Below are 26,195 nucleotides of genomic sequence, written 5' to 3'. Positions count from 1 at the left end.
GTCGACCTCCGTCCTGGGAGGACCCCATGAGGAAACGCGCAGCAGCGCTGTGCGGTGCCGCCGCCGTCATGGCCGGGGCGTTGACCGCCGTGCCCGCCGACGCGATCCCGTCGCCCGCCGCACAGGCCGCGACGGCGGCCGGACCCGCCTGGAAGAAGTGCGGCACCACCGACCACCCGACGCTCCAGTGCGCGTCCCTGGAGGTGCCGCTCGACCACGCCGACCCGGGCGGGGAGCAGATCACGCTCGCGCTGTCCCGGGTGCCGCACACCGCCGGGACGTACCAGGGGCCGCTGCTCGTCAACCCGGGCGGGCCCGGCGGCAGCGGACTGACGCTCGCCGGATTCGTCGCGTCGTCGCTGCCGAAGAAGGTGGCCGCGCAGTACGACGTCATCGGCTTCGACCCGCGCGGGGTGGGCCGGAGCACGCCGGCCCTGAACTGCCGGCCGGGCCACTTCGCCCCGGTGCGCCCGGACTCCGTCCCGTCCACCGGTGAGATCGAGCGCGCCAACCTCGCGCGGGTCCGGGCCTTCGCCGAGGACTGCGGGAAGAAGTACGCGCGCGTGCTGCCGTACCTGGACACCCTGAGCGCGGCCCGGGACATGGACGCGATCCGCCGGGCCGTCGGCGCGCCGGAACTGAACTACTTCGGTTACTCGTACGGCACCTACCTCGGCGCGGTCTACGCCAAGCTCTACCCGGATCGGGTGCGGCGCCTGGTCCTCGACTCGATCGTCGACCCCACCGGCGTCTGGTACGACAACAACCTCACGCAGGACCAGGCCTTCGACGACCGCCACCGTGCCCTGATGGCGTGGATCGCGCGGCACGACGCCACCTACCGGCTCGGCACCGACCCGGACCGCGTCGAGGCGAAGTGGTACGCCGTGCGGGCCGCCCTGGCGGAGGAACCGGCGGGCGGCAGGGTGGGGGCCGCCGAGCTGGAGGACACCTTCATGCCGGGCGGTTACTACAACGGCTACTGGCCTTATCTGGCCGACGCGTTCGCCGCGTACGTCAACGACCGCGACGCCGATCCGCTGATCGAGGCGTACGAGAACTTCGGCGCGGTCGACGCCGCCGGGGGCAACGGCTACAGCGTCTACACGGCGGTGCAGTGCCGCGACGCCCACTGGCCGCGCGACTGGGACGAGTGGCGCTCCGACAACTGGCCGGCCTACCGGAAGGCGCCGTTCATGACCTGGAGCAACGCCTGGTACAACGCGCCGTGCGCGTTCTGGCCGACCCCCTCGCGGGGACCGGTGAACGTCGCGAACGGCCGGCTGTCGCCGGCGCTGCTGTTCCAGGCGACGGACGACGCGGCCACCCCGTACGAGGGCGGCGCGATGATGCACGCCCTGCTCGGCGGATCCAGCCTCGTCGTCGAGGAGGGCGGCGGCAACCACGGCATCACGCTGAGCGGGAACACCTGCCTGGACAAGCATCTGGCGGCCTACCTGAGCGACGGCACGGTGCCGCGCGGGCCCGGACGGGCCGACGCGGTGTGCAAGGCGCTGCCCGACCCGAAGCCGCTGAGCGCGAAGGTCGGCTCGGGGACGGCGCACGGTACGACGCTGCACGGGCTGCTCGGCTTCCGCGGCTGACGCACCGTCGGCCGCGACCCCGTCGGGGGCGTCGTCACCCCCGTGGTCCACCATGGACGCATGAGTGAGCTGACCAGGATTCCCGCTCCCGACGGCGTCGCCGCCTCAGCCCAGTACACGCACGTCGTGCTGGGCACGGGCCGTTTCGTGGCCGTCTCGGGCCAGCTGCCCCTGGACGAGCGGGGCCGAACGGTCGGCGAGGGCGATCCGCGGGCCCAGGCCCGTCAGGTCTTCGAGAATCTGCGGCGCTGCCTGGCCGCCGCCGGGGCGACCTTCGACGACGTCGTCAAACTCACCTGCTTCGTCACCGACATGGCGCACATGCCGGCGATCCGCGAGGCCCGCGCCGCGCACATACCCGACGACCGGCTGCCGGCCGCCTCGGCCGTGCAGGTGGCCGCGCTGGTCCGGCCGGAGTTTCTGATGGAGATCGAGGCGTTCGCGGTGGTCGGCACATGACGGCCCTCCGGGTGCGCGAGATGACCCTCGGCGACTGCGACCGCGTCTCGGAGATCCGCGTCCGCGGCTGGCAGAGCGCCTACCGGGGCCTGATGCCGCAGTCCTACCTCGACGCCCTCAGCGTGACCAGGACGCCGAGCGGCGCCGCGGCTGGTTCACGCGCGGCGACGGCAGCGTGGTGAACCTGGTCGCGGAGCGGGCCGGCGAGGTGGTGGGCTGGGCCGCGCACGGCGCCTACCGCGAGGGCGAAGTGCGCACCGACGAGGCCGAGTTGTACGCGATCTACGTCGACGCGGCCCGCGTCGGCGGCGGCATCGGAGGGGCGCTCCTGGCCGAGTCGGTACGGCGGAGCACGGCCGCCGGCCACCGCCGCATGCGCCTGTGGGTGCTCAAGGACAACACCCCGGCCCGCCGCTTCTACGAACGCGCGGGCTTCCGGGCGGACGGCACGGAGGAACCCTTCGAGGTCGCCGGCGCGCGGGTGCCGGAGGTCCGCTACACCCGCTCCCTGACGACGGCGTGACGGCCCGGCCCCGCCGCTCACCGCTGTCGGGGGATGCGCGCCAGCGCGCGTACCGCCGCCTCGGCGAGGCGGGGGTGGGCGAGGGCGTCGTCGAGCACGGGGCGGGCGCGGGCGTCGCCCAGGTCGCCGAGGCCGTCGACGCAGGCGAGGGCGACCCGCCGGTACGGGTCGTGCGGGCGCAGCCGCCGCCGCAGCGTGGTGATCAGCGCGGGCACCGCCTCGGGTGCGCGCAGCTCCACCAGGAGCCGGACGGGGTGCAGAGCGTAGGCGACGCGCAGTTCGTTGGTCGCGAGGGCGGCCGCCGCCCTGGCGGTGCGCGGGTCGCCCAGACGGGCCAGGGCGTGAGCGGCGGAGGCGCAGCGGGGCGGGTCGCGGTGGTTCAGGAAGAGGACGAGGGCCTCGAAGGCGCGCCGGTCCCCGGCCAGCCCGAGGCGGAAAGCGGCCAGCTCCCTTGCCCACAGGGGCTGTGCGGCGGCGGTGAGCACCTCCGCGAGCGCGTCGTGGTCACCGGTCGCCGCCAACTCCTCGAAGGCGGCGGCCCCTCCCGACTCCTGCCGTAAGCGCTCCGTGAGCGATCGCAACTCTTCGTCCATGGAGTCGAGCCTAGAGCGGTGGCGCCGGCGCCGGGACGTACATCACAAACACGAGGGGCTGGCGCGCTCGTTACCCGCCGGTTAAGCTCATACGAGCGAGTTACCCACTCGCACCCCCGTTCGTGACGGCCTGGTGACGCAGCCGCCGCGACGGAGTCGGTTCGGTACCCCAGGTACCGCTTCGCACGACCCGGCCACGGGACAGGGCCGGTCGGTCATCACCGTTCCCCGGACGTGTGCACGTCCGCTGTGACGGTCCCGGGCGTGTGCGCTCGCAGCCCGGCAACACCCGCACCGAGCACTCTTCTTCACGCACCCCCGGTGCGTCCGGACCGCCCTTCGGGGCGCCCGGACGCACCCGGGGCCGCTTCCAGTCGTCACCCTCATTCCTGGAGTTCCGCCATGGCCACTCCCCTGTCCCCCACCCCCCTCTCCGACCTGCGGACGATCGCCGTCGTCGGTCTCGGCACCATGGGCACCGGCATCGCCGAGGTCCTGGCCAAGGCCGGCCGCACGGTGATCGGCATCGACGTCAGCGAGGCCCAGGCCGCGCGGTCGCTCGCCACCCTGGAGGCCGCCACCGCCCGCGCCGTGGAGCGCGGCCGGCTCACCGGTCAGGAGCGCGCCGACGTCCTCGCCCGGGTCCGCACCTCCACCGACCTCGCGGCGGCGGCCGACGCCGACCTGGTCATCGAGGTGGCGCCGGAGTCGTACGAGATCAAGCAGCAGATCTTCCGGGAGCTGGACGGGATCGTGCGCCCCGAGGCGATCCTGGCGACCGGCACCAACGCACTGTCCGTCACCCGGCTCGCCGCCGACTCGGCGCGCCCCGAGCGGGTGCTCGGCCTGCACTTCTTCAACCCGGCGCCGGCGATGAAGCTGGTCGAGGTCGTCTCCTCGGTGCTGACCGCCCCCGCCGCCGTCGCCGCGGTCACCGATCTCGCCCTCGATCTGGGCAAGGAGCCGGTGGCGGTCGGGGACCGCCCCGGTTTCGTCGCGGACGGGCTGCTGTTCGGCTACCTCAACCAGGCCGCCGCGATGTACGAGGCGAAGTACGCCTCCCGTGAGGACATCGACGCCGCGATGCGGCTCGGCTGCGGTCTGCCGATGGGCCCGCTCGCGCTGCTCGACCTGATCGGCGTCGACACCGCGCGGACGGTCCTGGAGGCCATGTACGCCGAGTCCCACGACCGGCTGCACGCCCCCGCGCCGATCCTCAAGCAACTCGGCGAGGCGGGCCTGACCGGCCGCAAGTCGGGCCGCGGCTTCTACACCTACGACGCCCCCGGCAGCGCGACGGTCGTGCCGGACGCCCTGACGCCCGTCGCCGGCGCGTCCGGCACCCACGGCCGTCCGGTGCGCGCCGTCGGTGTCGCCGGCTCGGGGACGATGGCCTCCGGCATCGCCGAGGTGTTCGCGAAGGCGGGCTACGACGTCGTCCTGGCCGCCCGCAGCGAGGAGAAGGCGCAGACGGCCAGGGCCCGGATCGGCAAGTCCCTCGCGCGTTCCGTGGACAAGGGCCGGCTCACCGCCGAGGCCGCCGCGCAGACGCTGGAGCGGATCACCCCGGCCGGCTCCTACGACGCCTTCGCCGACGTCGACCTGGCCGTCGAGGCGGTCGCCGAGGACCTGGACGTCAAGCGGCAGCTGTTCGCGGCGCTGGACAAGGTGTGCAAGCCGGGCGCGGTGCTGGCCACGACCACCTCCTCACTGCCGGTCGTCGCGCTGGCCCGCGCCACCTCGCGTCCGCAGGACGTGATCGGCATGCACTTCTTCAACCCGGCGCCCGCGATGAAGCTGGTCGAGGTCGTCCGCACGGTGCTGACGGCCGAGGACGTCCACGCGACGGTCCACGAGGTCTGCGTCAGGATCAGGAAGCACGCCGTGGACTGCGGCGACCGGGCCGGCTTCATCGTCAACGCCCTGCTGTTCCCGTACCTCAACAACGCGATCAAGATGGTGCAGGAGCACTACGCGTCGCTCGACGACATCGACGCGGCGATGAAGCTGGGCGGCGGCTATCCGATGGGCCCCTTCGAGCTGCTGGACGTCGTCGGACTGGACGTCTCGCTGGCGATCGAGAAGGTCCTGCACCGCGAGTTCCGCGACCCGGGGCTGGCCCCGGCGCCGCTCCTGGAGCACCTGGTGGCCGCGGGCTGCCTCGGCCGCAAGACGGGCCGTGGCTTCCGCGAACATGCCCGCCGCTGACCGCGCCGGCGACCGGTTCAGGGCCGGTGAGGACTGGGGCGGGCTGCTCGGACCGGCGCCCCCTCCCCCGCCCGCGTGGGGCGGGGGAGGGGCCGGACACGCGCACCGAGCTGCGCACATGCAGTACGTTCAGGGCATGCCCCAGCCCGCCAAGTCCTCACGTACACCAGCCGCGCCCGACGCGCCGGAGAGTGCCGCCGGCTCCCGCGCGGCGGCCCAGCGGCTCAAGATGCGCCGCGAACTGGCGGCTGCCGCGATGGAGCTGTTCGCGACCAAGGGGTACGAGGCCACCACCGTCGACGAGATCGCGGCAGCGGCCGGGGTCGCCCGCCGCACCTTCTTCCGCCACTTCCGCTCCAAGGAAGAGGCGATCTTCCCCGATCACGACGACACCCTGATCCGGGCCGAGGCGGTGCTGAACGCGGCTCCCGCGCACGAGCACCCGCTCGACACGGTGTGCCGCGGCATCAAGGAAGTGATGAGGATGTACGCGGCCCGGCCGGAGATCTCGGTCGCCCGCTACAAGCTCACCCGCGAGGTGCCCACCCTGCGCGAGGCGGAGATCGCGTCGGTGGCGCGCTACGAGCGCCTCTTCACCCGTTACCTGCTGGGCCACTTCGACGAGCACGCCCACGACGACGACGCCAACGACGACCCGCTGCTGGCCGAGGTCGCCGCCTCCGCGGTGGTCACCGCCCACAACCACGTCCTGCGGCGCTGGCTGCGGGCCGGCGGCCAGGGCGACGTCGAGGCCCAGCTCGACCACGCCTTCGGGATCGTGCGGAAGACGTTCGGCACCGGCATCGGCGCCGGACGCAGCACCGCCGGGGCGCGTCCGGCCGCCGCGGCGGTCTCCGAGCAGGGCGAGGTCCTGGTGACCGTCGCCCGCACCGACGCCCCGCTGCACGAGGTCATGCGGACCATCGAGCAGGCGCTCAAGGAGCGCTGAACCACCCCTCACGAGCCCATGACGCTGTGACGACGGCCACCCCACCGGGTGGCCGTTTTGGCATGTCAGAGCACCTTTTCCCGCAGATTTCCGAGCCCCTTCGATCGATCATCGCTCATTTGTTACGTAAAGATTTCATCTGAGGTGAAGTTCTGGCACTCAGTGCCTTGCGAGGTGACACGCGGTGTCATACGTTGAAGGGGTCCGGGCGGCCGGCGTGCAGAGACCTTTCGTACGTCGGCTGTCCCCGCAAGCTCTCCCCCAGTGCCCCACCGGCCGGGGGGACCCCGGCTCGCGCGCCCGGACGCCTGCGTCACAGGCAACCTCCCGCGCCACAAAGCGCCGCCGAACAGCACCACCCGCCGAACCGACGGCACACCCCCACCCACCCTCAGCAACACCGACGTAACCATCGGCGCCCCTCCCTCAGGGCGCTCACCGCCGGAGGCAACACCGTGACCGTGAAGGACATCCTGGACGCGATCCAGTCGCCGGACTCGACCCCGGACGACTTCGCCGCTCTGCCGCTCCCTGAGTCGTACCGCGCGATCACCGTGCACAAGGACGAGACGGAGATGTTCGCGGGGCTCGCCACCCGCGACAAGGACCCCCGAAAGTCGATCCACCTGGACGACGTGCCGGTGCCGGAACTCGGCCCGGGCGAGGCCCTGGTGGCCGTGATGGCCTCCTCGGTCAACTACAACTCGGTGTGGACCTCGATCTTCGAGCCGGTGTCGACGTTCAGCTTCCTGGAGCGCTACGGCAGGCTCAGCGAGCTCAGCAAGCGCCACGACCTGCCGTACCACATCATCGGCTCCGACCTCGCGGGCGTCGTCCTGCGCACCGGCCCCGGCGTCAACTCCTGGAAGCCCGGTGACGAGGTCGTCGCACACTGCCTGTCGGTCGAGCTGGAGTCCAGCGACGGCCACAACGACACGATGCTCGACCCCGAGCAGCGCATCTGGGGCTTCGAGACCAACTTCGGCGGCCTCGCCGAGATCGCGCTGGTCAAGTCCAACCAGCTGATGCCCAAGCCGGACCACCTCAGCTGGGAGGAGGCCGCCGCCCCGGGCCTGGTCAACTCCACCGCCTACCGGCAGCTCGTCTCGCGCAACGGCGCCGGCATGAAGCAGGGCGACAACGTCCTGATCTGGGGCGCCAGCGGCGGACTCGGCTCCTACGCCACCCAGTTCGCGCTGGCGGGCGGCGCCAACCCGATCTGCGTCGTCTCCTCACCGCAGAAGGCGGACATCTGCCGGGCGATGGGCGCCGAGGCGATCATCGACCGCAACGCCGAGGACTACAGGTTCTGGAAGGACGAGCACACCCAGGACCCGAAGGAGTGGAAGCGCTTCGGCAAGCGCATCCGCGAACTCACCGGCGGCGAGGACATCGACATCGTCTTCGAGCACCCCGGCCGCGAGACCTTCGGCGCGAGCGTCTACGTCACCCGCAAGGGCGGCACCATCACCACCTGCGCCTCGACCTCGGGCTACATGCACGAGTACGACAACCGCTACCTGTGGATGTCGCTGAAGCGGATCATCGGCTCGCACTTCGCGAACTACCGCGAGGCCTGGGAGGCCAACCGCCTCATCGCCAAGGGCAAGATCCACCCGACCCTGTCGAAGGTCTACTCCCTGGAGGAGACCGGCCAGGCCGCCTACGACGTGCACCGCAACCTCCACCAGGGCAAGGTCGGCGTGCTGTGCCTGGCCCCCGAGGAGGGCCTGGGCGTGCGCGACGAGGAGAAGCGCGCCCGGCACGTCGACGCCATCAACCGCTTCCGCAACATCTGAGACACCCGGGGTCATAGATGACTGAGCGTCAGAAGGACCGGCCGTGGCTCATGCGCACGTACGCCGGTCACTCCACGGCAGAGGCGTCCAACGAGCTGTACCGGCGCAACCTCGCCAAGGGCCAGACGGGCCTGTCGGTGGCGTTCGACCTGCCGACGCAGACCGGCTACGACTCCGACCACGTCCTCGCCCGCGGCGAGGTCGGCCGGGTCGGCGTGCCGGTGGCCCACCTCGGTGACATGCGCCGGCTGTTCCAGGACATCCCCCTGGAGCAGATGAACACCTCGATGACCATCAACGCCACCGCCATGTGGCTGCTGGCGCTCTACCAGGTCGTCGCCGAGGAGCAGGGCGCGGACGTCACCCGGCTCCAGGGCACGACCCAGAACGACATCGTCAAGGAGTACCTGTCCCGCGGCACGCACGTGTTCCCGCCGGGGCCGAGCCTGCGCCTGACGACCGACATGATCGCGTACACGGTCTCCCACATGCCGAAGTGGAACCCGATCAACATCTGCAGCTACCACCTGCAGGAGGCGGGCGCCACACCGGTCCAGGAGATCGCGTACGCGATGTCGACGGCGATCGCCGTGCTGGACGCGGTCCGCGACAGCGGCCAGGTGCCGCAGGAGCGCATGGGCGACGTCGTCGGCCGCATCTCCTTCTTCGTCAACGCGGGCGTCCGCTTCGTCGAGGAGATGTGCAAGATGCGCGCCTTCGGCCGCATCTGGGACCGCGTCACGCGCGAGCGGTACGGCATCGAGGACCCCAAGCACCGCCGCTTCCGCTACGGCGTCCAGGTCAACTCCCTCGGACTGACCGAGGCGCAGCCGGAGAACAACGTCCAGCGGATCGTGCTGGAGATGCTGGCCGTGACCCTGTCGAAGGACGCACGCGCGCGTGCCGTGCAGCTGCCGGCCTGGAACGAGGCGCTGGGCCTGCCCCGCCCCTGGGACCAGCAGTGGTCGCTGCGCATGCAGCAGGTGCTGGCCTACGAGAGCGACCTGCTGGAGTACGACGACATCTTCGAGGGCTCGAAGGTGATCGAGGCGAAGGTGGGCGAGCTGGTCGAGGAGTCGCTCGCGGAGATCGAGCGGATCCAGGAGATGGGCGGCGCGATGGCCGCCGTCGAGTCCGGCTACCTCAAGTCGCAGCTCGTCTCCTCGCACGCCGAGCGCAGGGCCCGGATCGAGTCCGGGCAGGAGAAGATCATCGGCGTCAACGTCTTCGAGACGACGGAGCCCAACCCGCTCACCGCGGATCTCGACACGGCCATCCAGACGGTCGATCCGGCGGTCGAGGCCCGGGTCGTCGCCTCCCTGCAGAACTGGCGCGACACGCGCTACCAGCCGCCCTTCAACCATCCGCGCCCGTGCAAGGCGCTGGAGAAGCTGAAGGAGGCCGCCAAGGGCACCGCCAACCTCATGGAGGCCACCCTGGAGTGCGCCCGCGCCGGGGTCACGACCGGCGAGTGGGCCGGGGCGCTGCGCGAGGTGTTCGGCGAGTTCCGCGCCCCGACGGGCGTGTCGTCGGCGCCGGTGGCGGTGCCGGCCGAGGAGGGCTCGGCCATGGCCGACGTCCGCCGCAGGGTCGACGTGACCGCGAAGGACATGGGCGTCGGCAAGCTGCGCTTCCTGGTCGGCAAGCCGGGCCTGGACGGGCACTCCAACGGCGCCGAGCAGATCGCCGTACGCGCGCGGGACGCCGGGTTCGAGGTGGTCTACCAGGGCATCCGGCTGACGCCCGAGCAGATCGTGGACGCCGCGCTGGAGGAGGACGTGCACGCCGTGGGCCTGTCCATCCTGTCCGGCTCGCACGCCCAGCTGGTGCCGGACGTCCTCGAACGGCTGCGTGTGGCCGGTGCCACAGACATCCCGGTGATCGCCGGTGGCATCATCCCGAATGGAGACGCCGAACAGCTCAGGGCTGCCGGCGTGGCCGCGGTCTTCACCCCGAAGGACTTCGACATCACCGGAATCATCGGCCGCATCGTCGACGAGATCCGGAAAGCGAACAAGCTCGACCCCCTGGAGGTCCCCGCATGACCGTCAACCGTCTGCGTCCCCGCCGCTCGTGTCTCGCGGTTCCGGGCAGCAACCCCCGCTTCCTGGAGAAGGCGCAGGGCCTCCCGGCGGACCAGGTCTTCCTCGACCTGGAGGACGCGTGCGCGCCGCTCGCCAAGCCCGAGGCGCGGCACACCATCGTCAAGTTCCTCAACGAGGGCGACTGGACGGGGAAGACGAGGGTCGTGCGCGTCAACGACTGGACGACCGAGTGGACGTACCGCGACGTCGTCACGGTCGTCGAGGGCGCGGGTCCGAACCTCGACTGCATCATGCTGCCGAAGGTGCAGAACGCCCAGCAGGTCGTCGCCCTCGACCTGCTGCTGACGCAGATCGAGAAGACGATGGGCTTCGAGGTCGGCCGGATCGGCATCGAGGCGCAGATCGAGAACGCCCAGGGCCTCAACAACGTCAACGAGATCGCTCAGGCCTCCCCGCGCATCGAGACGATCATCTTCGGCCCGGCCGACTTCATGGCGTCGATCAACATGAAGTCGCTGGTCGTGGGCGAGCAGCCGCCCGGCTACCCGGCGGACGCCTACCACTACATCCTGATGAAGATCCTGATGGCCGCCCGCGCCAACGACCTCCAGGCCATCGACGGCCCCTACCTCCAGATCCGCAACGTCGACGGCTACCGCGAGGTCGCGCAGCGCGCCGCCGCGCTCGGCTTCGACGGCAAGTGGGTGCTGCACCCGGGCCAGGTCGAGGCGTCCAACGAGATCTTCTCGCCGTCCCAGGAGGACTACGACCACGCCGAGCTGATCCTGGACGCGTACGACTACTACACGTCCGAGGCGGGCGGCAAGAAGGGCTCGGCGATGCTCGGCGACGAGATGATCGACGAGGCCAGCCGCAAGATGGCCCTGGTCATCTCCGGCAAGGGGCGCGCCGCCGGCATGCGGCGCACCACGAAGTTCGAGATCCCGGAGGCCTGAGCGCGATGCAGTTCGGACGCACCTACGAGGAGTTCGAGGTCGGCGCGGTCTACAAGCACTGGCCCGGCAAGACGGTCACCGAGTACGACGACCACCTGTTCTGCCTCCTCACCATGAACCACCACCCGCTCCACATGGACAGCAACTACGCGGAGCACACGACCGACTTCGGCAAGAACGTCGTCGTCGGGAACTACGTCTACTCGTTGCTGCTCGGCATGTCCGTGCCGGACGTCTCCGGCAAGGCGATCGCCAACCTGGAGATCGAGTCGCTGCGGCACGTGGCGCCGACCTTCCACGGCGACACGATCTACGGCGAGACGACCGTGCTCGACAAGTGGCCGTCGAAGTCGAAGAACGACCGCGGGATCGTCCACGTCGAGACCAAGGGCTACAAGCAGGACGGCACGCTGGTCTGCGTGTTCCGCCGCAAGGTCATGGTGCCCACGGAGACGTACATCAAGGAGCGCGGCGGCGAGCAGCCCGGCCGCCCCGAGCTGAAGGCACAGGAGAAGTAGCCATGGCGCGACTCGCCCAGACCGCCGGTCTGACCGACGTCCAGCAGGAGATCCTCGCCACCGTCCGCGACTTCGTGGACAAGGAGATCATCCCGGTCGCCACCGAGCTGGAGCACCGCGACGAGTACCCGCAGGCGATCGTGGACGGCCTGAAGGAACTGGGGCTGTTCGGCCTGATGATCCCCGAGGAGTACGGGGGCCTGGGCGAGTCGCTCCTCACCTACGCCCTGTGCGTCGAGGAGATCGCCCGCGGCTGGATGTCCGTCTCCGGCATCATCAACACGCACTTCATCGTGGCGTACATGCTCAAGCAGCACGGCACCCAGGAGCAGAAGGACCACTTCCTGCCGCGGATGGCGGCCGGCGACATCCGGGGCGCGTTCTCGATGTCGGAGCCGGGGCTCGGCTCCGACGTGTCGGCGATCACGTCGAAGGCGGTGCGGGACGGCGAGGAGTACGTCCTCAACGGCCAGAAGATGTGGCTGACGAACGGCGGCACGTCGTCGCTGGTGGCCGTTCTCGTGCGAAGTGACGAAGGACACCCCGAGGGGACCGCGCCCCACAAGTCGATGACGACCTTCCTGGTGGAGAAGGAGCCGGGCTTCGGCGAGGTCCGCCCGGGCCTCACCATCCCGGGCAAGATCGACAAGATGGGCTACAAGGGCGTCGACACCACCGAGCTGATCATGGACGGCCTGCGCGTTCCCGCGAACCGGGTGCTCGGCGGGGTCACCGGCCGCGGTTTTTACCAAATGATGGACGGCGTGGAGGTCGGCCGCGTCAACGTCGCCGCGCGTGGCTGCGGCGTCGCCCAGCGTGCCTTCGAGCTGGGTGTGGGCTACGCCCAGCAGCGGCACACCTTCGGCAAGCCGATCGCCCAGCACCAGGCCATCCAGTTCAAACTGGCCGAGATGGCTACCAAGGTCGAGGCCGCCCATGCCATGATGGTGAATGCCGCACGCAAAAAGGACTCCGGGGAGCGAAACGACCTCGAGGCAGGGATGGCGAAGTACCTCGCCTCCGAGTACTGCAAGGAGGTCGTCGAGGACGCCTTCCGGATCCACGGCGGCTACGGCTTCTCCAAGGAGTACGAGATCGAGCGCCTCTACCGGGAGGCCCCGATGCTGCTCATCGGTGAAGGTACGGCCGAGATCCAGAAGATGATCATCGGGCGCAGGCTGCTCGAAGAGTATCGATTCCAGGGCTAGATGTCCGGTTGGGGGTGTTTTCTTCGAGAAGAAGATCACACCCCGTCAACCACCTCACGCCGTCGACTCGGCTTCCTGGCTTACCCAGTTACGGCCCCGAACCGCTACGATCGCGGTAAAGCCGCCGTCCCCCTGTCGAAGCGCGGCATCATTCGCTACGAAGGTCATCCATGCCCCACAGCCAAACCTCTGCACCTCGCGACAGCCTGGCCGGCGTACGCCTTGCGCGCGGAGCATCGCCGTGGCTCCTCCCGACCGTCGCCACCGCCGCCGTCAGCCTGGTCCGCGCCCGCCGCTCGGGTGTCGCCAAGGCCGTCGCCGTGCCCGCCACCGCTCTCGCGGCGGGCATGCTGTGGTTCTTCCGCGACCCCGAGCGCGAGATCGCGTCCGGCAGGGTCATCTCCCCCGCCGACGGTGTGGTGCAGAGCATCATGCCGTGGAAGGACGGACGGACCCGGGTCGCGATCTTCATGAGCCCGCTCAACGTCCACGTCAACCGCGCCCCGCTGGCCGGCACGGTGACGTCGGTCGAGCACATCCCGGGCGGGTTCGTGCCGGCCTTCAACAAGGAGAGCGAGAACAACGAGCGCGTCGTCTGGCACTTCGACACCGAGCTCGGTGACATCGAGATGATCCAGATCGCCGGAGCCGTCGCCCGCCGCATCGTCCCCTACATCCCCGAGGGCACGAAGGTCGAGCAGGGCGAGCGGATCGGCCTGATCCGCTTCGGCTCCCGCGTCGACATCTACCTGCCCGAGGGCGTGGACGTCGCGGTCGAGGTGGGACAGAAGACCGTGGCGGGGGTGACTCGCATTGACCGTGATTGACCCGGAGACCCAGGCGGGCTGGGTGCCCGAGGCCGACGAGGTGGACGAAGAGGAGGAGATGCCCCTCTCCCTCCGCCTGTCGATAGCCGACACCCTCACCCTCGGCAACGCCACGTGCGGATTCATGGCGGTGTACTTCACCACCACCGGCATCCTCATCCCGCACCTCACCGACAGCCAGGAATCCGGCATGGCGCGCAACAGCGCGGCCACGGCGGTCATCCTGATGCTCTGCGCCGCGGTCTTCGACCTGTTCGACGGCCTGGTCGCGCGCAAGCTGCGCTCGTCGCCGATGGGCGCGGAGCTGGACAACCTCTCCGACCTGATCAGCTTCGGCCTCGCACCGGCGTACTTCGTCCTCGTCTACGGCATGGTGGCGGACGACGCCTACCAGCGAGTGGCCGCGGTCGGGGCGATCGTCGTGCTGCTGGCGGTGGTGCTGAGACTCGCGCGCTTCTCCTGTGTGACACCGAAGAACGGCATGTTCCAGGGCATGCCGTCACCGTTCGGAGCGCTGACGGTCGTGTCGATCGTGCTGCTGGAGCTGCCCTTCGTGGCGACGCTCCTCGCCATTCTGGGCACCGCCTGGCTGATGGTGAGCCGGGTCGAGTACCCGAAGCCGCGGGGCCGCCTGGCCGGCGCGGTGCTCGGCTGGATCGTGCTGTCGATGGGTCTGCTGACCGCCTGGGCCTTCGACGCCCCCGGTGGCCAGCTGCTGCTCCAGACGGGTTGCGCGCTCCAGCTGGTCATGGGCGCGGTCATCCCGCTGTTCGCCACGGCCCGCCGGGTGAACAACTTCCGCGGCAACCGGCGCGAGGCGCGGGCGGCACAGCTGCCGTAGCCCTCTCCCCTCACCGACGGGTGTGGCCCGGACCGCGAGGTCCGGGCCACACCCGTTTCGTCCGCCGGTCCCTCTCCCCGCCTCGTGGCGGATCGGTCGGCCCGGATCAGGTCAGGTCAGGAAGTCCCGGCCGATCCGCTCCGCGACCCGCTCGAGGATCGGGCCGGCCTCCGCGATGCACGTGGCCACGTCCGGCTCGGCGTCCGTGAGCGGATACGCCCGCCGGATGCCGGCCCGGCCCAGGACCTCGGGCGGCAGCGCCAGGCGGCCGCACACCGCGACCACCTCCTTGCCGGCCGCGCGGGCCGCCGCGGCGACCCCGGCGGGCGCCTTGCCGTGCAGGGTCTGCTCGTCGAGGGACCCCTCGCCGGTGATCACCAGCTCGGCCCGTTCCAGCGCCGGCGCGAACCCCAGCACGTCGAGCATGACCTCGATGCCGGCCCGGAACCGGGCGCCGAGCAGCAGGGCGCCGTACCCGATGCCGCCCGCGGCGCCCGCACCCGGCGCGGCGGCGTACTCGGCGGCGCGCGGCCCGACCGAGGTCTCCAGCACCGTGGCGTAGTGCGCGAGCGCCGAGTCCAGCGCCGCCACGTCGTCCGGCGAGGCGCCCTTCTGCGGGCCGTAGACCGCCGGGGCGCCCTTGGGGCCGGTCAGCGGATTGTCGACGTCGCTGGCCAGGACGAGTTCCACGGAGGCCAGGCGCGGGTCGAGGCCGGAGAGGTCCGCGCTCGCCAGATCCGCGAGGCCGCCGCCGCCCGGGGGGACGGGCTCGCCGTCCGCGGTCAGGAAGCGGGCGCCCAGCGCGGACAGCATGCCCGCGCCGCCGTCCGTGGTGGCGCTGCCGCCGACCCCGAACACGATCGTGCGCACCCCCGCGTCCAGCGCGGCCCGCAGCAGCTCGCCCGAGCCGTACGTGGAGGCCGTCAGCGGGGCGAACACGCCGGCCGGCAGCCGCTGCAGTCCGCTCGCCTCGGCCATCTCCACCACGGCGGTGTCGCCGCGCAGCGCGAACGCGGCGGTGACCTCCTGCCCGAGGGGACCCGCGACCCGTACCTCCCGGCGTTCGAACCCGGCCGCGACCGCCGCGGCGACCGTGCCGTCGCCGCCGTCGGCGACCGGCAGGGCCTCGACCTCGACCTCCGGCAGGGCCCGGCGCAGTCCGGCCGTCACCCGCTCGGCGACCTCGACGGCCGTCAGCGAGCCCTTGAACTTGTCCGCGGCCACGAGCACCCTGCGGGTGCCCCGCGCTCCAGCGTCCGCCACTTCCATCCCCTTGCTCTCCGGGCCCACGCGCATCGGGGCCGTCGCGCCGCTGTGACCTTAACCGGCGGACGCCCCCGCCGTCATACCCTGTCCGGGCCGTGAACAGCCACGACGACACCGTCCGCGGCCGCCGTCCCCCTGCGGGCCGGGCGCGGACGGGCGGCGCGCGGGGGCGCGGCAGGTCGCGGGATCGGGTAGACCGGAAGCATGACCGCTGTGGGCAACGAGCCCGGACTCGCCGACCGTGTCCTCGGGGGCTGGCTGGGTCGCATCGCCGGGAACATGCTGGGCAAGCCGGTCGAGCAGGGCGACCTGTGGACGCGCGAGCGCATCGACCGCTATCTGCGGCGGGCGGGCGCCCTGCCGCTCACCGACTACCTTCCCGAACCGGGACCCGGCCACGACGGGCCGCCGCTGCGCCCCGAGTGGCGCCAGTGCGTCCGCGGCCGCGTCCACGGCAGCTGCCGCGACGACGACGTCGACTACGCCATCCTCGGCCTGGACCTCCTGGAGACCCACGGCTTCGGCTTCAGCACCGAGCAGGTCGGCGATCTGTGGCTGCTGCGGCTGCCGTACCTCCAGACGTTCACCGCGGAGCGCGCGGCCTACCGCAATCTCGCGAACGGGCTGAAGCCGCCGCTGACGGCGACGTACGACAACCCGTACCAGGAGTGGATCGGCGCCCTGATCCGCGCCGACATCCACGGGTGGACCAACCCGGGTCTGCCCCGCCGCGCCGCCGCGCTGGCCCGCCGGGACGCGGTGCTGTCGCACACCGGCAACGGGGTCTACGGCGCGATGTGGGCGGCGGCGCTGGTGTCGGCCGCGTTCACCGCGCCGTCGGTGCGGCACGCCGTGGACGAGGCGCTGGCGGTGATCCCGGCGAGCAGCCGGCTCGCCCGGACCGTACGCCGGGTCACCTCCCTCCACGGCACCCGCCTGAGCTGGGAGGACACGCTCGGCACGGTGGCGGAGGAGACGGCGGGCCTGGGCTGGATCCACACGGTCCCGAACGCCGCCGTCCTCACCGCCGGGCTGCTGTACGGCGACGGGGACTTCACCCGCACCATCGCCCTCACCGTGCGCGGCGGCCTGGACACCGACTCCAACGGGGCGACGGCCGGTTCCGTGGCCGGGGTGCTGACCGGGGCGGCCGCGATCCCCGCGCAGTGGACGGAGCCGCTGGAGGACACCGTGCGCAGTGCCGTGTTCGGCTTCGACGGGGTGCGGATCAGCGAGCTCGCGGGGCGCACCCTGCGGCTGGTGGGGGCGGACGCCCCGTGACCGGGCCGGTCCCCCGCCTCCGCGCGCGGCGTCGGCGGGCGCGGGGCCGGACACCCGGCTGGATACCCTTCGGGGATGACCACCACTGACTACGCCGCGTACATCGCCTCGCTGCCCCGCGTCCTGGCCGGCGCCGCCACGCTCTTCCGGGACGCGCGGGGGCGGGTGCTGCTGGTCGAGCCCAACTACCGTGCCGGGTGGGTGCTCCCGGGCGGCACGGTCGAGTCCGACGAGGGCGAGACCCCGCGCCAGGGCGCGCGCCGCGAGACGCTGGAGGAGATCGGCCTCGACCGCGAGCCGGGACGGCTGCTCGCCGTGGACTGGGTGCAGGGTCGGAACCGGCCACCGCTGGTGGCGTACGTGTACGACGGCGGAGTCCTCGACGAGGAGGACCTCAAGGCGATCCGCCTCCAGGAGGAGGAGCTGCTGTCCTGGCGACTGGTACCGCGCGAGGAGATCACCGACCACCTCCTGGGCACCCTCGGCCACCGGGTGCTGGCCGCGCTGGACGTCCTGGCCGACGGCTCGGGGACAGCGGAGCTGGAGAACGGCCACCGGGTGGTGTGACGGGCGGACCCGCGGGTTCCGCGGGGCGCCCTCGCCGGGGCGGAGTGTTCGTGGGGGTCTCAGCCCTCCACGTCACGCGGCTTGACGTCCACCGCGCGCAGCGCCTCGTCGCGGGTGGCGGTCCGCGCCTCGGTGCGGTGACCGCGCTCGACGTAGTCGCGCACCACGAGTTCGACGGCGTCCCGGGGGCTCCCCACACCGGTGAGGACCATGACCTCGACGACGAGATCGGCCTCGAGGGAGATTTCGACCTTGGCCATGGCCGGACGGTAGCACCGGACGGGACCGCTCGGTGTCCGTTCGCGGCCCCCGGATCCCCCGCCGGGCGACGGTGACGCCCCGGCGGCCGGTGGAGGCCGTCGGGGCGTCGGGGCGGAGCGCGCGGGTGGGCGGTCCGCCCGCCGTACGGGTCAGTTGGCGCCGAAGGTGACGACCAGCCGGCCGTCCGAGGCGTAGGACCAGTGCAGGGCCCCGGAGTAGGACGAGCAGCGGGAGCCGTTCGTGCCGGACCAGAACTGGTTGGTGCCGTCGGCGCTGCCGATGATCCGGTCGTTGGTGCCGCTGCCGCTGCGGCAGGAGGTGTTGTTGCGGAACACCGAGGTGCCGGCGTCGAAGTTGAAGTTGCGCTGGGCGTTGTCGATGCTGATGTTGTCCGACACCGTCATGGAGCCGGGGTTGCTGTTGTAGGTGAAGCCGTGCTTGCCGTTGTGGTAGGCGATGCTGCGCCGGACGATGTGGTCGACCGCGATGTCCTCGCCGCCGAGCTTGTATCCGTTGCGGTCGCCGTTGCCGGCCTGGGAGCCGTCGCTGAGGGTGCCGTTGTCGTAGGCGAGGGAGTCCTCGATGGTGACCGGGCCGATCGGGCCGGTGTCCGACTTGGTGTAGAGGTCCCAGCCGTCGTCGATGTTGTTGTGGGACACGGCGTAGCGGAAGACGTTCCCGGGACCGGTGGTGAGCTTGGCGGCGAAGCCGTCGGCGTCCTCACCGTCGGAGTCGGCGTTGTCGTGCGACTCCGCGCTCAGGATGAGGTTGTTCGACGGCCACTGGCTGCTGGGGGTGCTGGACAGCATCCGGGAGAGCTGCAGGCCGGTGTCGCGGTTGAAGCGGGTCACCGTGCGCTCGATGATGTTGTTGCTGCCGCCGACGAAGATGCCGTTGTCCCCGGCGCGTTCGACGACGATCCCCTTGACGTGCCAGTACGACCCGTTGACGGCGAGGCCGCGGTTGGCGGGGTCCTCGGCCTGGGCGGAGAAGTTCAGGACCGGCGTCTCACCGGGGTAGGCGAGGAGTTCGGTGCGGTCGGCGGCGGTGCCGTCGTTGCCCGCCGGGATGGTGACCGTCTGGGCGTGGCTGTACGTTCCGCCGCGCAGGTAGATGGTGCCGCCGGGGGTGATGCGGCTGATCGCCGAGGTGAGTGTGGTGGGCGCCGTCTGGGTGCCGGCGGCGCTGTCGGTGCCGTTGGGCGCCACGTAGAGGGCGGTCGCCGAGGGCGGCGGGGTGGTGGTGCCGCCGGTCTCGGCGTCGAGGTGGTCGATGTTGGGCAGTCCGGCGGCCGTGGTGGGGCTGAGCCGGATGATGTTGCTGCCCGACGTCACCGGCACCGACAGCGTCTTCGTCGTCCACGCGCCCCAGGTGCCGGTGCTCTCGAAGGAGACCGTGGTGGCCGACGAGCCGTTCACCGTGAGGGTCGCGGGCCGGGCGGCGGTGGTCCCGTTGGCGAAGCGGACGCCGAGTGTCGCCGTGCCGGCGGCGGAGGCGTTCACGGTGAACTGCGCCGACGCGCCGACCGCGTTGGTGGCGTTGCAGAATCCGCTGCCGGAGTAGCCGGCCCAGTCGGAGTCGATGGTGCCGGTGCAGACCGCGGGCGAGGTCTCCGCCTCGTAGCGGGTGGACGCTGCCTGCGCCGTGTTGCCGGACAACGCGACGAGTGTGCCGGCCAGCAGGCCGACGCACGCGATGACGGGTCTCCGTTGCATCGTTCTCTCTCCAGGTGGTTGCGGCTCTACCGACGAGGGTTCGCTGACCCCTTTGCCCTGCGGCGGGCCCGGTGCGACCATACGGCTGGTTCGACGAGGTGAACACGGCGGACGACCGGGCCCGGCACGCAGGGGACGAAAGCGCTTGCCCCTGGAAGGTAAGCGCTTGCCATGAGCGCGTCAACAGTCCTGCATGTGATTGTTGTTCAGGGACCTGAACGAAAACGGCCCGAAGTCAGCGGAGCCTAGAAAAGTGCCGCGGCGCCCCTTCCGCTCTCGAAGTCCAGCAGCTGCCGCTTGCGTTCCAGGCCGCCGCCGTAACCGGTGAGGCTGCCGTTCGCGCCGACGACACGGTGGCAGGGGACGATGATGCCGACCGGGTTCCGGCCGTTGGCGAGACCCACGGCGCGGGAGGCGGTCGGCTGGCCGAGGGCCCCGGCGAGTTCACCGTAGGTGCGGGTCTCGCCGTAGGGGATCTGCCGCAGGGCCTCCCAGACCGTGCGCTGGAACGGTGTGCCGTGCAACCTGAGCGGGAGCGCGAAATCCTTCAACTCACCCGCGAAATAGGCCTCCAGCTGCTCCTCGACAGCGCCGAAGAGGGTGTCGTCGCGGGAGCCGAAGCTCTCCTCGACCGGACGGTGGCGCTGTTCGGTCATGTAGAGACCGCACAGGACGCCGTCGTCGGCGACGAGCGTGAGGGGCCCGTACGGGCTGTCGATGACGGTGTGCCGCTTCATGGTGCGTCCCTTCGTGAACATGCTCAGGCCGGAAGGTGGTTGACCGGGTGGCTGCCGGTCGCCCACAGATACTGGACCGCGTACGCCCGCCAGGGGCGCCACGCCGCCGCGCGGGCGGTCAGCGCCGCCGGGGTGGACGGCAGGCCCAACTCCTCGGCGGCGCGCCGGATTCCGAGATCGGTGGGGAGGAAGGCGTCGGGGTCGCCGAGCGCGCGCATCGCGATGACGTCGGCCGTCCAGGGGCCGAAACCGGGCAGTGCCAGCAGTCGGGCACGGGCCTCGGCCCAGTCGGACTCCACTCCCAGGTGCAGTCCGCCGTCTGCGAGTCGGGCGACGAGGGTGGTGAACGTCGTACGGCGGGTGCGGGGCATCGCCAGCGAGGCGGGGTCGAGGGCGGCGAGCGCCTCGGGCGTCGGGAAGAGGTGGGTGAGGCCGCCCTCCGGGTCGTCGACGGCGTCCCCGTACGCGGTCACCAGCCGGGCCGCGTGGGTGCGGGCCGCCGCCGTGGACACCTGCTGGCCGAGGACCGCGCGCACGGCGAGCTCCGCCTCGTCCACGGTGCGCGGGACGCGGCGGCCCGGCGCCTTGTCCACCAGCGGGGCGAGCAGCGGGTCGGCCCGCAACCGGTCGTCGACGGCCACGGGGTCGGCGTCCAGATCGAGCAGCCGCCGGCAGCGGCTGATGGCGACGGTGAGGTCCCGCAGGTCGCTGAGGGTGAGTCGGCAGGCGATGTGGTCGGGGCGCGGGGCGAGCCCCACGATCCCGTGCCCGTACGGCAGCCGCAGCGTGCGCCGGTACGCCCCGTCCCGCCACTCCTCGACGCCCGGCACGGCGGTCGCCGCGAGGTGCCCGAAGAGGTTGTCGGGGTTGAGGGGGGCGCGGAACGGCAGGCGGAGCTGGAGGGTGACGGGGGCGGCGGGTGCCGCGGCCGTTCCGGCGAGTGGCGTGCCCGGCGTCGGCCGGGTCGGGGACGTCAGGGTCGGGGAGGGCAGGGTCGGGGGTGTGGGGGTGCGGAGTGCCGCCGCGGTGGCGTCGCCGCGCTTCGGGACGCGGGCGCGCAGCTCGGTCGGGGAGAGGGCGAAGACCTCGCGCACGGTGTCGTTGAACGCGCGGACGGAGGCGAAGCCCGCCGCGAACGCCACGTCGGCCATGGGCAGTGCGGTGGACTCGATGAGCAGTCGGGCGGTCTGGGCCCGCTGGGCGCGGGCCAGCGCGAGGGGGCCCGCGCCGAGTTCCGCGAGGAGTTGGCGCTCGACCTGGCGGGTGCTGTAGCCGAGGCGGCCGGCGAGGCCGGGCACGCCCTCGCGGTCGACCACGCCGTCGGCGATCAGCCGCATGGCGCGGGCCACGAGGTCGGCGCGCCGGTTCCACTCCGGGGAGCCGGGGCTGGTGTCGGGCCGGCAGCGTTTGCAGGCCCGGAACCCGGCCTGCTGGCAGGCGGCGGCGCTCGCGTGGAAAACCATGTTCTCCGGTTTCGGCGCCACCACCGGACAGCTCGGCCGGCAGTAGATGCCGGTGGTCAGGACCGCTGTGAAGAACCAGCCGTCGAACCGCGCGTCCTTGGACTGCACGGCGCGTACACAGCGTTCCCGGTCGGTGTACATCCCGTTCAGCATGCGTCCAGCATCGGCCATCGGGCCCGTCGCATGCTGGCGGGAATCCGACATCAGCCTCGCGTGTACTGCGCCCTCGCCGGTCACCCCTGCCAGGCGCGCTCCCGCAGCAGCCGCAGCCCGTTGAGTCCGACCAGCACGGTCGACCCCTCGTGACCGGCCACACCGAGCGGCAACGGGAGGTGGCCGACGAGGTCCCACAGGACGAGGCCGGTGATGAACGTGCCGGCGATCACCAGGTTCTGCAGCACCAGCCGGCGCGCGGTCCGCGAGAGCCGTACGACCGCCGGTACGGCCGTGAGGTCGTCGCGGACCACGACGGCGTCGGCCGTCTCCAGCGCGAGGTCGGAGCCCGCCCGGCCCATCGCGAGACCCGCGTGGGCGGCGGCGAGCGCGGGCGCGTCGTTGACCCCGTCCCCGACGAACAGCACCTTGCGGCCCGCGAGGTGGAGGCCGCGGACGGCGTTCACCTTGTCCTCGGGGAGCAGGTCCGCTCGGACGTCCGTGATGCCGGTGGCCTCGGCGACCCGGGCGGCGGCGGGTGCGTTGTCGCCGGTCAGGAGGACCGGGGTGGTGCCGGTGAGCCCGGCGAGGGCGGCGGTGGCGGCCGGGGCGGCGGGGCGGAGGCGGTCGGTGAGCACGAGGGTGCCGACGGGGGTGGCGTCGCGGGTGACGAGGACGGTGGTGCCGGCCGGGGGGCGTGGGTGAGGGCGGTCGAGGCGGGAGTGGAGGGGGGCGGGGGCCGGATCGTGTGTGTCGGCGTCCGCCGGCAGGTGGGTGTCCCCCACCCTGCCCACCTCCACCACGCACCCGTCCACCACCGCGCCGACCCCGCGTCCCGGAGTCGCCACGAATTCCCGCGCCGGGGAGATCCGCAGTCCGCGGGCGCGGGCCGCTCCCACGACCGCCCGCGCCAGCGGGTGTTCGCTGGGGTGCTCGGCGGCCGCGGCCAGGGCGAGGAGGGCGTCGGCGTCGAGGCCGGAGCCCGGCAGTGGGCGCACGTCGGTGACCTCGGGTGCCCCCTCGGTGAGGGTGCCCGTCTTGTCGAGGGCGGCGGTGTCGATCTCGCCGAGGCGTTCCATGGCGACGGCGGACTTGACCAGGACGCCGTGCCGGCCGGCGGTGGCGATGGCGGACAGCAGCGGCGGCATGGTGGCCAGGACGACCGCGCACGGCGACGCGACGATCATGAAGGTCATCGCGCGGAGCAGGGCGTCGGTGAGGTCCGTGCCGAAGGCGAGCGGCAGGGCGAAGACGGCGAGGGTGGCGGCCACGACGGCGACGGCGTAGCGCTGCTCGATCTTCTCGATGAACAGCTGCGTCGGCGCCTTGGTGCGGGAGGCCTCCTCGACGAGGGTGACGATGCGGGCGATGACGGAGTCGGCGGGGTCGCGTTCGACGCGCACGCGGAGGACGCCGGTGCCGTTGAGGGTGCCGGCGAAGACGTCGTCGCCGGGACGCTTGACCACCGGCAGCGGTTCGCCGGTGACGGTCGCCTGGTCGGCCTCGCTGACCCCGTCGACGACGCGGCCGTCGCCGCCGATGCGTTCGCCGGGGCGGACCAGCAGCAGGTCGCCGACGCGGAGTTCGGCGGCCGGGACGGTTTCCTCCCCGTCGTCGGTGAGGCGGGTGGCGGTGTCCGGGGCCAGGTCGAGGAGGCCGCGGACGGAGTCGGCGGTGCGGGCGGTGGCCAGCGCCTCCAGGGCGCCGGAGGTGGCGAAGATGACGATGAGCAGGGCTCCGTCGAGAACCTGCCCGATCGCGGCCGCCCCGAGCGCGGCGACGATCATCAGCAGGTCGACGTCGAGGGTCCTCTCGCGCAGGGCCCGCAGCCCTTCGAGGGCCGGTTCCCAGCCGCCGGCCGCATAGGCGACCGCGTACAGGATTCCGTACACCCACGACGGTGCGCCGCCGACGTCGAAGCCCAGGCCGGCCAGGAAGGCGACCGTGGCCGCGAGGGCCCAGCGGGCCTCCGGAAGGGCGAGGAGGCGGGTGCGGCGGCGGGGTGCCGCCGGGCCCGCGGCGGTGGGGGGAGAGGCAAGGGTGGTGGACACCCGCCCCACCGTACAGGAACACATGAAGACCAGTTCATTCGTTCATGTCAGGTGGGTAAGATACCGGCATGGGTCATGGAGCCGTCACCACCACAGCCACCGAGCGCGTGCGCCTGGACGCGGACAACGTGGCGAAGGTGGCCACCACCCTCCAGGCCCTCTCCACCCCCTCCCGGCTGCTGATCCTCGCGCGCCTGCGCGAAGGCCCGCTCCCCGCCACGGAGTTGGCCGCCGCGGTGGGCATGGAGCAGTCAGCGTGCTCGCACCAGCTGCGGCTGCTGCGCAACCTGGGCCTCGTGGTCGGCGAGCGGCGCGGCCGTTCGGTCGTCTACGCACTGCACGACCACCACGTCGCCGAACTCCTCGACCAGGCCGTCTACCACGTGGAGCACCTGCGCCTGGGCATCAGCGACACCTCCGAGTGACCCGGAACCCGCCGCACCGCCGGGTCCGGGCCGACGGAAGCCGTCCTTCCCCCGTCAGCCGGTCTTCGCCCGCCAGGACGCCGGCGCTGTCCGCCGCCGCGGTTCCGCCGGTTGCCGGGACACCGCGGGTCCACGGCGGGGGCGAGCGCGGCGGGGCCGTCCGGGTGAACGGGCCCGCCGCCCTTCTTCACATGTTGATCATGTGTCCGGCCAGGCCGTGCACGGCCTCCTTGACGGCCTCGCTCAGGGTGGGGTGGGCGTGGACGTTGCGGGCGACCTCGTGGACGGTGAGGTCCCACTGCTGGGCCAGGGTCAGCTCGGGCAGCAGCTCGGTGACGTCGGGACCGATGAGGTGGCCGCCGAGCAGCTCGCCGTACTTGGCGTCGCTGATCAGTTTCACGAAACCGGTGGTGTCGCCGAGCCCGTGCGACTTGCCGTTGGCGGTGAAGGGGAACTTGGCGACCTTGACGTCGTACCCGAGGTCGCGGGCCTGGGTCTCGGTGTGGCCGAAGCTGGCGATCTGGGGCTGGCAGAAGGTGGCACGGGGGATCATCGCGTAGTCGAGTTCCATGGTCTCCGCGTCGGCGAGGGTCTCGGCGGCGACGACGCCCATCGCCTCGGCCGCGTGCGCGAGCATCAGCTTGGCGGTGACGTCACCGATGGCGTAGATGTGCGGGACCGAGGTGCGGCAGCGGCCGTCCACGTCGACGGCGCCGCGCTCGGTGACCGTCACACCGGTGTTCTCCAGGCCGTAACCGGTCACGTTCGGGGCGAAGCCGATGGCCTGGAGGACCTTGTCGGTCTCCAGGACCTGCTGGGCGCCGTCCTTGCCGGTGACGGTGACCCGGACCTGCGGGCCGGACTCGTCGATCGCGTCGACGCGCGTCGAGGTGAGCACGTCGATGCCCAGCCGGCGGTACTGCTTGGCCAGTTCGGCGGAGACCTCGGCGTCCTCCAGCGGCGCCATCCGGTCCAGGAACTCGACGATCGTGACCTTCACGCCGTAGTGGTGCAGGACGTAGGCGAACTCGATGCCGATCGCGCCGGCTCCCGCGATGACGATCGACTGCGGCAGGTCCTCGGCGAGGATCTGCTCCTCGTACGTCACCACCCGGGCGCTGCGCTTGGTGCCGGGCAGCAGCTTCGGGGTGGCGCCGGTGGCGATGATGCAGTGCGTGAACCCGATGGTGCGGGTCTCGCCGTCGTAACCGCTCACCTGGAGCGTGTGCGGGTCGAGGAAGGTGCCGCGGCCGTCGTACTCGGTGATCTTGTTCTTCTTCATCAGGAAGTGGACGCCCTTGACGCGGCCGTCGGCGACCTTGCGGCTGCGGCGGTAGGCCTCGCCGTAGTCGAAGGAGACCTCTCCGTCGACCTTGATCCCGAACGTCTTCGCCTCACGGGTGAAGATGTGCGCGAGTTCGGCGTTGCGCAGGAGGGCCTTGGTCGGGATGCAGCCCACGTTCAGACAGACGCCGCCCCAGTACTTCTCCTCCACGACGGCGACGCGTTTCCCCAGCTGGGCGGCGCGCACCGCGGCGACGTAGCCGCCGGGCCCGGCGCCGAGTACGACGACATCGAAGTGCTCGTCCTGCTCCACCATGGGACGTTCCTCTTCCTTGCTCGGCGTTATCCGTTCCGTGGTGGATTGTTCCGCTCCCCCGCGCCCGCCGCCACAGAGGTCGTCGCGGTGTGTCCGAGATCGCTGCGGAGAGGACCCGCCGGGGACGGCTCCGGCAGGTCCTCTCC

The 26,195-nt window shown here is 71.8% G+C and carries 22 protein-coding genes and 1 pseudogene; 15 read left to right on the top strand and 8 right to left on the bottom strand.

Annotation, left to right across the window (positions count from 1 at the left end):
• Positions 1-26: 26 nt before the first annotated feature.
• From AB0N31_RS10900 to AB0N31_RS10890, 3 genes and pseudogenes are all read left to right on the top strand, one after another.
• The gene (locus tag AB0N31_RS10900; RefSeq protein ID WP_366058030.1) at positions 27-1,604 is read left to right on the top strand and encodes an alpha/beta hydrolase; all 1,578 of its coding nucleotides are present in this window, start codon (positions 27-29) and stop codon (positions 1,602-1,604) included.
• Between the two features lie 60 nt (positions 1,605-1,664).
• A complete protein-coding gene (locus tag AB0N31_RS10895) occupies positions 1,665-2,063 on the top strand; it encodes a RidA family protein (protein WP_366058029.1) in 399 nt (132 codons plus the stop codon).
• Positions 2,060-2,586: pseudogene (locus AB0N31_RS10890) on the top strand (GNAT family N-acetyltransferase). Before AB0N31_RS10895 ends, AB0N31_RS10890 begins: the two are co-directional and overlap by 4 nt.
• A 17-nt stretch (positions 2,587-2,603) precedes the next feature.
• Here AB0N31_RS10890 and AB0N31_RS10885 read toward each other — a convergent pair.
• Positions 2,604-3,179, bottom strand: coding sequence for an adenylosuccinate lyase (locus AB0N31_RS10885; protein ID WP_366058028.1), 576 nt, complete (start codon positions 3,177-3,179; stop codon positions 2,604-2,606).
• A gap of 402 nt (positions 3,180-3,581) precedes the next feature.
• On the opposite strand from AB0N31_RS10885, the gene AB0N31_RS10880 reads away from it, so the two are divergent.
• The 9 genes from AB0N31_RS10880 (at position 3,582) to pssA (ending at position 14,530) form a co-directional block, all read left to right on the top strand.
• Entirely contained in the window at positions 3,582-5,387 is a 1,806-nt protein-coding gene (locus AB0N31_RS10880) for a 3-hydroxybutyryl-CoA dehydrogenase (RefSeq protein ID WP_366058027.1), read from the top strand.
• Positions 5,388-5,523: 136 nt separating this feature from the next.
• Entirely contained in the window at positions 5,524-6,336 is an 813-nt protein-coding gene (locus AB0N31_RS10875) for a TetR family transcriptional regulator (RefSeq protein ID WP_366058026.1), read from the top strand.
• 461 nt (positions 6,337-6,797) lie between these two features.
• Positions 6,798-8,135 (top strand): crotonyl-CoA carboxylase/reductase, encoded by a 1,338-nt coding sequence (gene ccrA, locus AB0N31_RS10870; RefSeq protein WP_366058068.1) that lies wholly within the window; start codon positions 6,798-6,800, stop codon positions 8,133-8,135.
• 17 nt (positions 8,136-8,152) lie between these two features.
• Entirely contained in the window at positions 8,153-10,180 is a 2,028-nt protein-coding gene (locus AB0N31_RS10865) for a protein meaA (protein WP_366058025.1), read from the top strand.
• Positions 10,177-11,136, top strand: a complete 960-nt coding sequence (locus tag AB0N31_RS10860; RefSeq protein ID WP_366058024.1) for a CoA ester lyase — start codon at positions 10,177-10,179, stop codon at positions 11,134-11,136. Before AB0N31_RS10865 ends, AB0N31_RS10860 begins: the two co-directional genes overlap by 4 nt.
• Positions 11,137-11,141: 5 nt before the next feature.
• Complete coding sequence (locus AB0N31_RS10855; RefSeq protein WP_366058023.1) at positions 11,142-11,654, top strand: MaoC family dehydratase; 513 nt, start codon at positions 11,142-11,144, stop codon at positions 11,652-11,654.
• A gap of 2 nt (positions 11,655-11,656) precedes the next feature.
• Positions 11,657-12,862 (top strand): acyl-CoA dehydrogenase family protein, encoded by a 1,206-nt coding sequence (locus AB0N31_RS10850; RefSeq protein WP_366058022.1) that lies wholly within the window; start codon positions 11,657-11,659, stop codon positions 12,860-12,862.
• A 170-nt stretch (positions 12,863-13,032) separates the two neighbouring features.
• A complete protein-coding gene (locus AB0N31_RS10845) occupies positions 13,033-13,689 on the top strand; it encodes a phosphatidylserine decarboxylase (RefSeq protein ID WP_073496205.1) in 657 nt (218 codons plus the stop codon).
• 22 nt (positions 13,690-13,711) lie between these two features.
• Positions 13,712-14,530 carry a CDP-diacylglycerol--serine O-phosphatidyltransferase gene (gene pssA, locus AB0N31_RS10840; protein WP_366058067.1) on the top strand — a complete coding sequence of 273 codons (819 nt, stop codon included), beginning with the start codon at positions 13,712-13,714 and terminating at the stop codon, positions 14,528-14,530.
• Between the two features lie 111 nt (positions 14,531-14,641).
• Here the strand turns inward: pssA and AB0N31_RS10835 are convergent, their stop codons facing one another.
• Entirely contained in the window at positions 14,642-15,760 is a 1,119-nt protein-coding gene (locus AB0N31_RS10835; RefSeq protein ID WP_366058066.1) for a glycerate kinase, read from the bottom strand.
• A 240-nt stretch (positions 15,761-16,000) separates the two neighbouring features.
• On the opposite strand from AB0N31_RS10835, the gene AB0N31_RS10830 reads away from it, so the two are divergent.
• Entirely contained in the window at positions 16,001-17,077 is a 1,077-nt protein-coding gene (locus AB0N31_RS10830) for an ADP-ribosylglycohydrolase family protein (RefSeq protein ID WP_366058021.1), read from the top strand.
• Between the two features lie 75 nt (positions 17,078-17,152).
• Positions 17,153-17,644 (top strand): NUDIX hydrolase, encoded by a 492-nt coding sequence (locus tag AB0N31_RS10825; protein WP_366058020.1) that lies wholly within the window; start codon positions 17,153-17,155, stop codon positions 17,642-17,644.
• Positions 17,645-17,703: 59 nt separating this feature from the next.
• On the opposite strand, the gene AB0N31_RS10820 is transcribed toward AB0N31_RS10825, so the two are convergent.
• From AB0N31_RS10820 to AB0N31_RS10800, 5 genes are all read right to left on the bottom strand, one after another.
• A complete protein-coding gene (locus AB0N31_RS10820) occupies positions 17,704-17,904 on the bottom strand; it encodes a type II toxin-antitoxin system VapB family antitoxin (RefSeq protein WP_366058019.1) in 201 nt (66 codons plus the stop codon).
• Between the two features lie 150 nt (positions 17,905-18,054).
• The gene (locus AB0N31_RS10815; RefSeq protein WP_366058018.1) at positions 18,055-19,620 is read right to left on the bottom strand and encodes a right-handed parallel beta-helix repeat-containing protein; all 1,566 of its coding nucleotides are present in this window, start codon (positions 19,618-19,620) and stop codon (positions 18,055-18,057) included.
• A gap of 245 nt (positions 19,621-19,865) precedes the next feature.
• On the bottom strand, positions 19,866-20,357 hold the full coding sequence (locus tag AB0N31_RS10810; RefSeq protein WP_366058016.1) for a methylated-DNA--[protein]-cysteine S-methyltransferase: 492 nt from the start codon (positions 20,355-20,357) through the stop codon (positions 19,866-19,868).
• Between the two features lie 23 nt (positions 20,358-20,380).
• Positions 20,381-21,961 carry an AlkA N-terminal domain-containing protein gene (locus AB0N31_RS10805; protein ID WP_366058065.1) on the bottom strand — a complete coding sequence of 527 codons (1,581 nt, stop codon included), beginning with the start codon at positions 21,959-21,961 and terminating at the stop codon, positions 20,381-20,383.
• A gap of 92 nt (positions 21,962-22,053) precedes the next feature.
• Complete coding sequence (locus tag AB0N31_RS10800) at positions 22,054-24,048, bottom strand: heavy metal translocating P-type ATPase (RefSeq protein ID WP_366058015.1); 1,995 nt, start codon at positions 24,046-24,048, stop codon at positions 22,054-22,056.
• Positions 24,049-24,092: 44 nt separating this feature from the next.
• Between AB0N31_RS10800 and AB0N31_RS10795 the strand changes: the two genes are divergently transcribed.
• Positions 24,093-24,449 carry a metalloregulator ArsR/SmtB family transcription factor gene (locus AB0N31_RS10795; protein WP_366058014.1) on the top strand — a complete coding sequence of 119 codons (357 nt, stop codon included), beginning with the start codon at positions 24,093-24,095 and terminating at the stop codon, positions 24,447-24,449.
• Between the two features lie 187 nt (positions 24,450-24,636).
• Here the strand turns inward: AB0N31_RS10795 and lpdA are convergent, their stop codons facing one another.
• A complete protein-coding gene (gene lpdA / locus AB0N31_RS10790; RefSeq protein WP_366058013.1) occupies positions 24,637-26,049 on the bottom strand; it encodes a dihydrolipoyl dehydrogenase in 1,413 nt (470 codons plus the stop codon).
• Positions 26,050-26,195 lie beyond the last annotated feature (146 nt).

This window comes from Streptomyces sp. NPDC051051 (assembly GCF_040682975.1).
GTDB lineage: Bacteria > Actinomycetota > Actinomycetes > Streptomycetales > Streptomycetaceae > Streptomyces.
The sequence above is the reverse complement of the archived record's forward strand: the minus strand, read 5'-3'. Positions and strand labels throughout refer to the sequence as shown.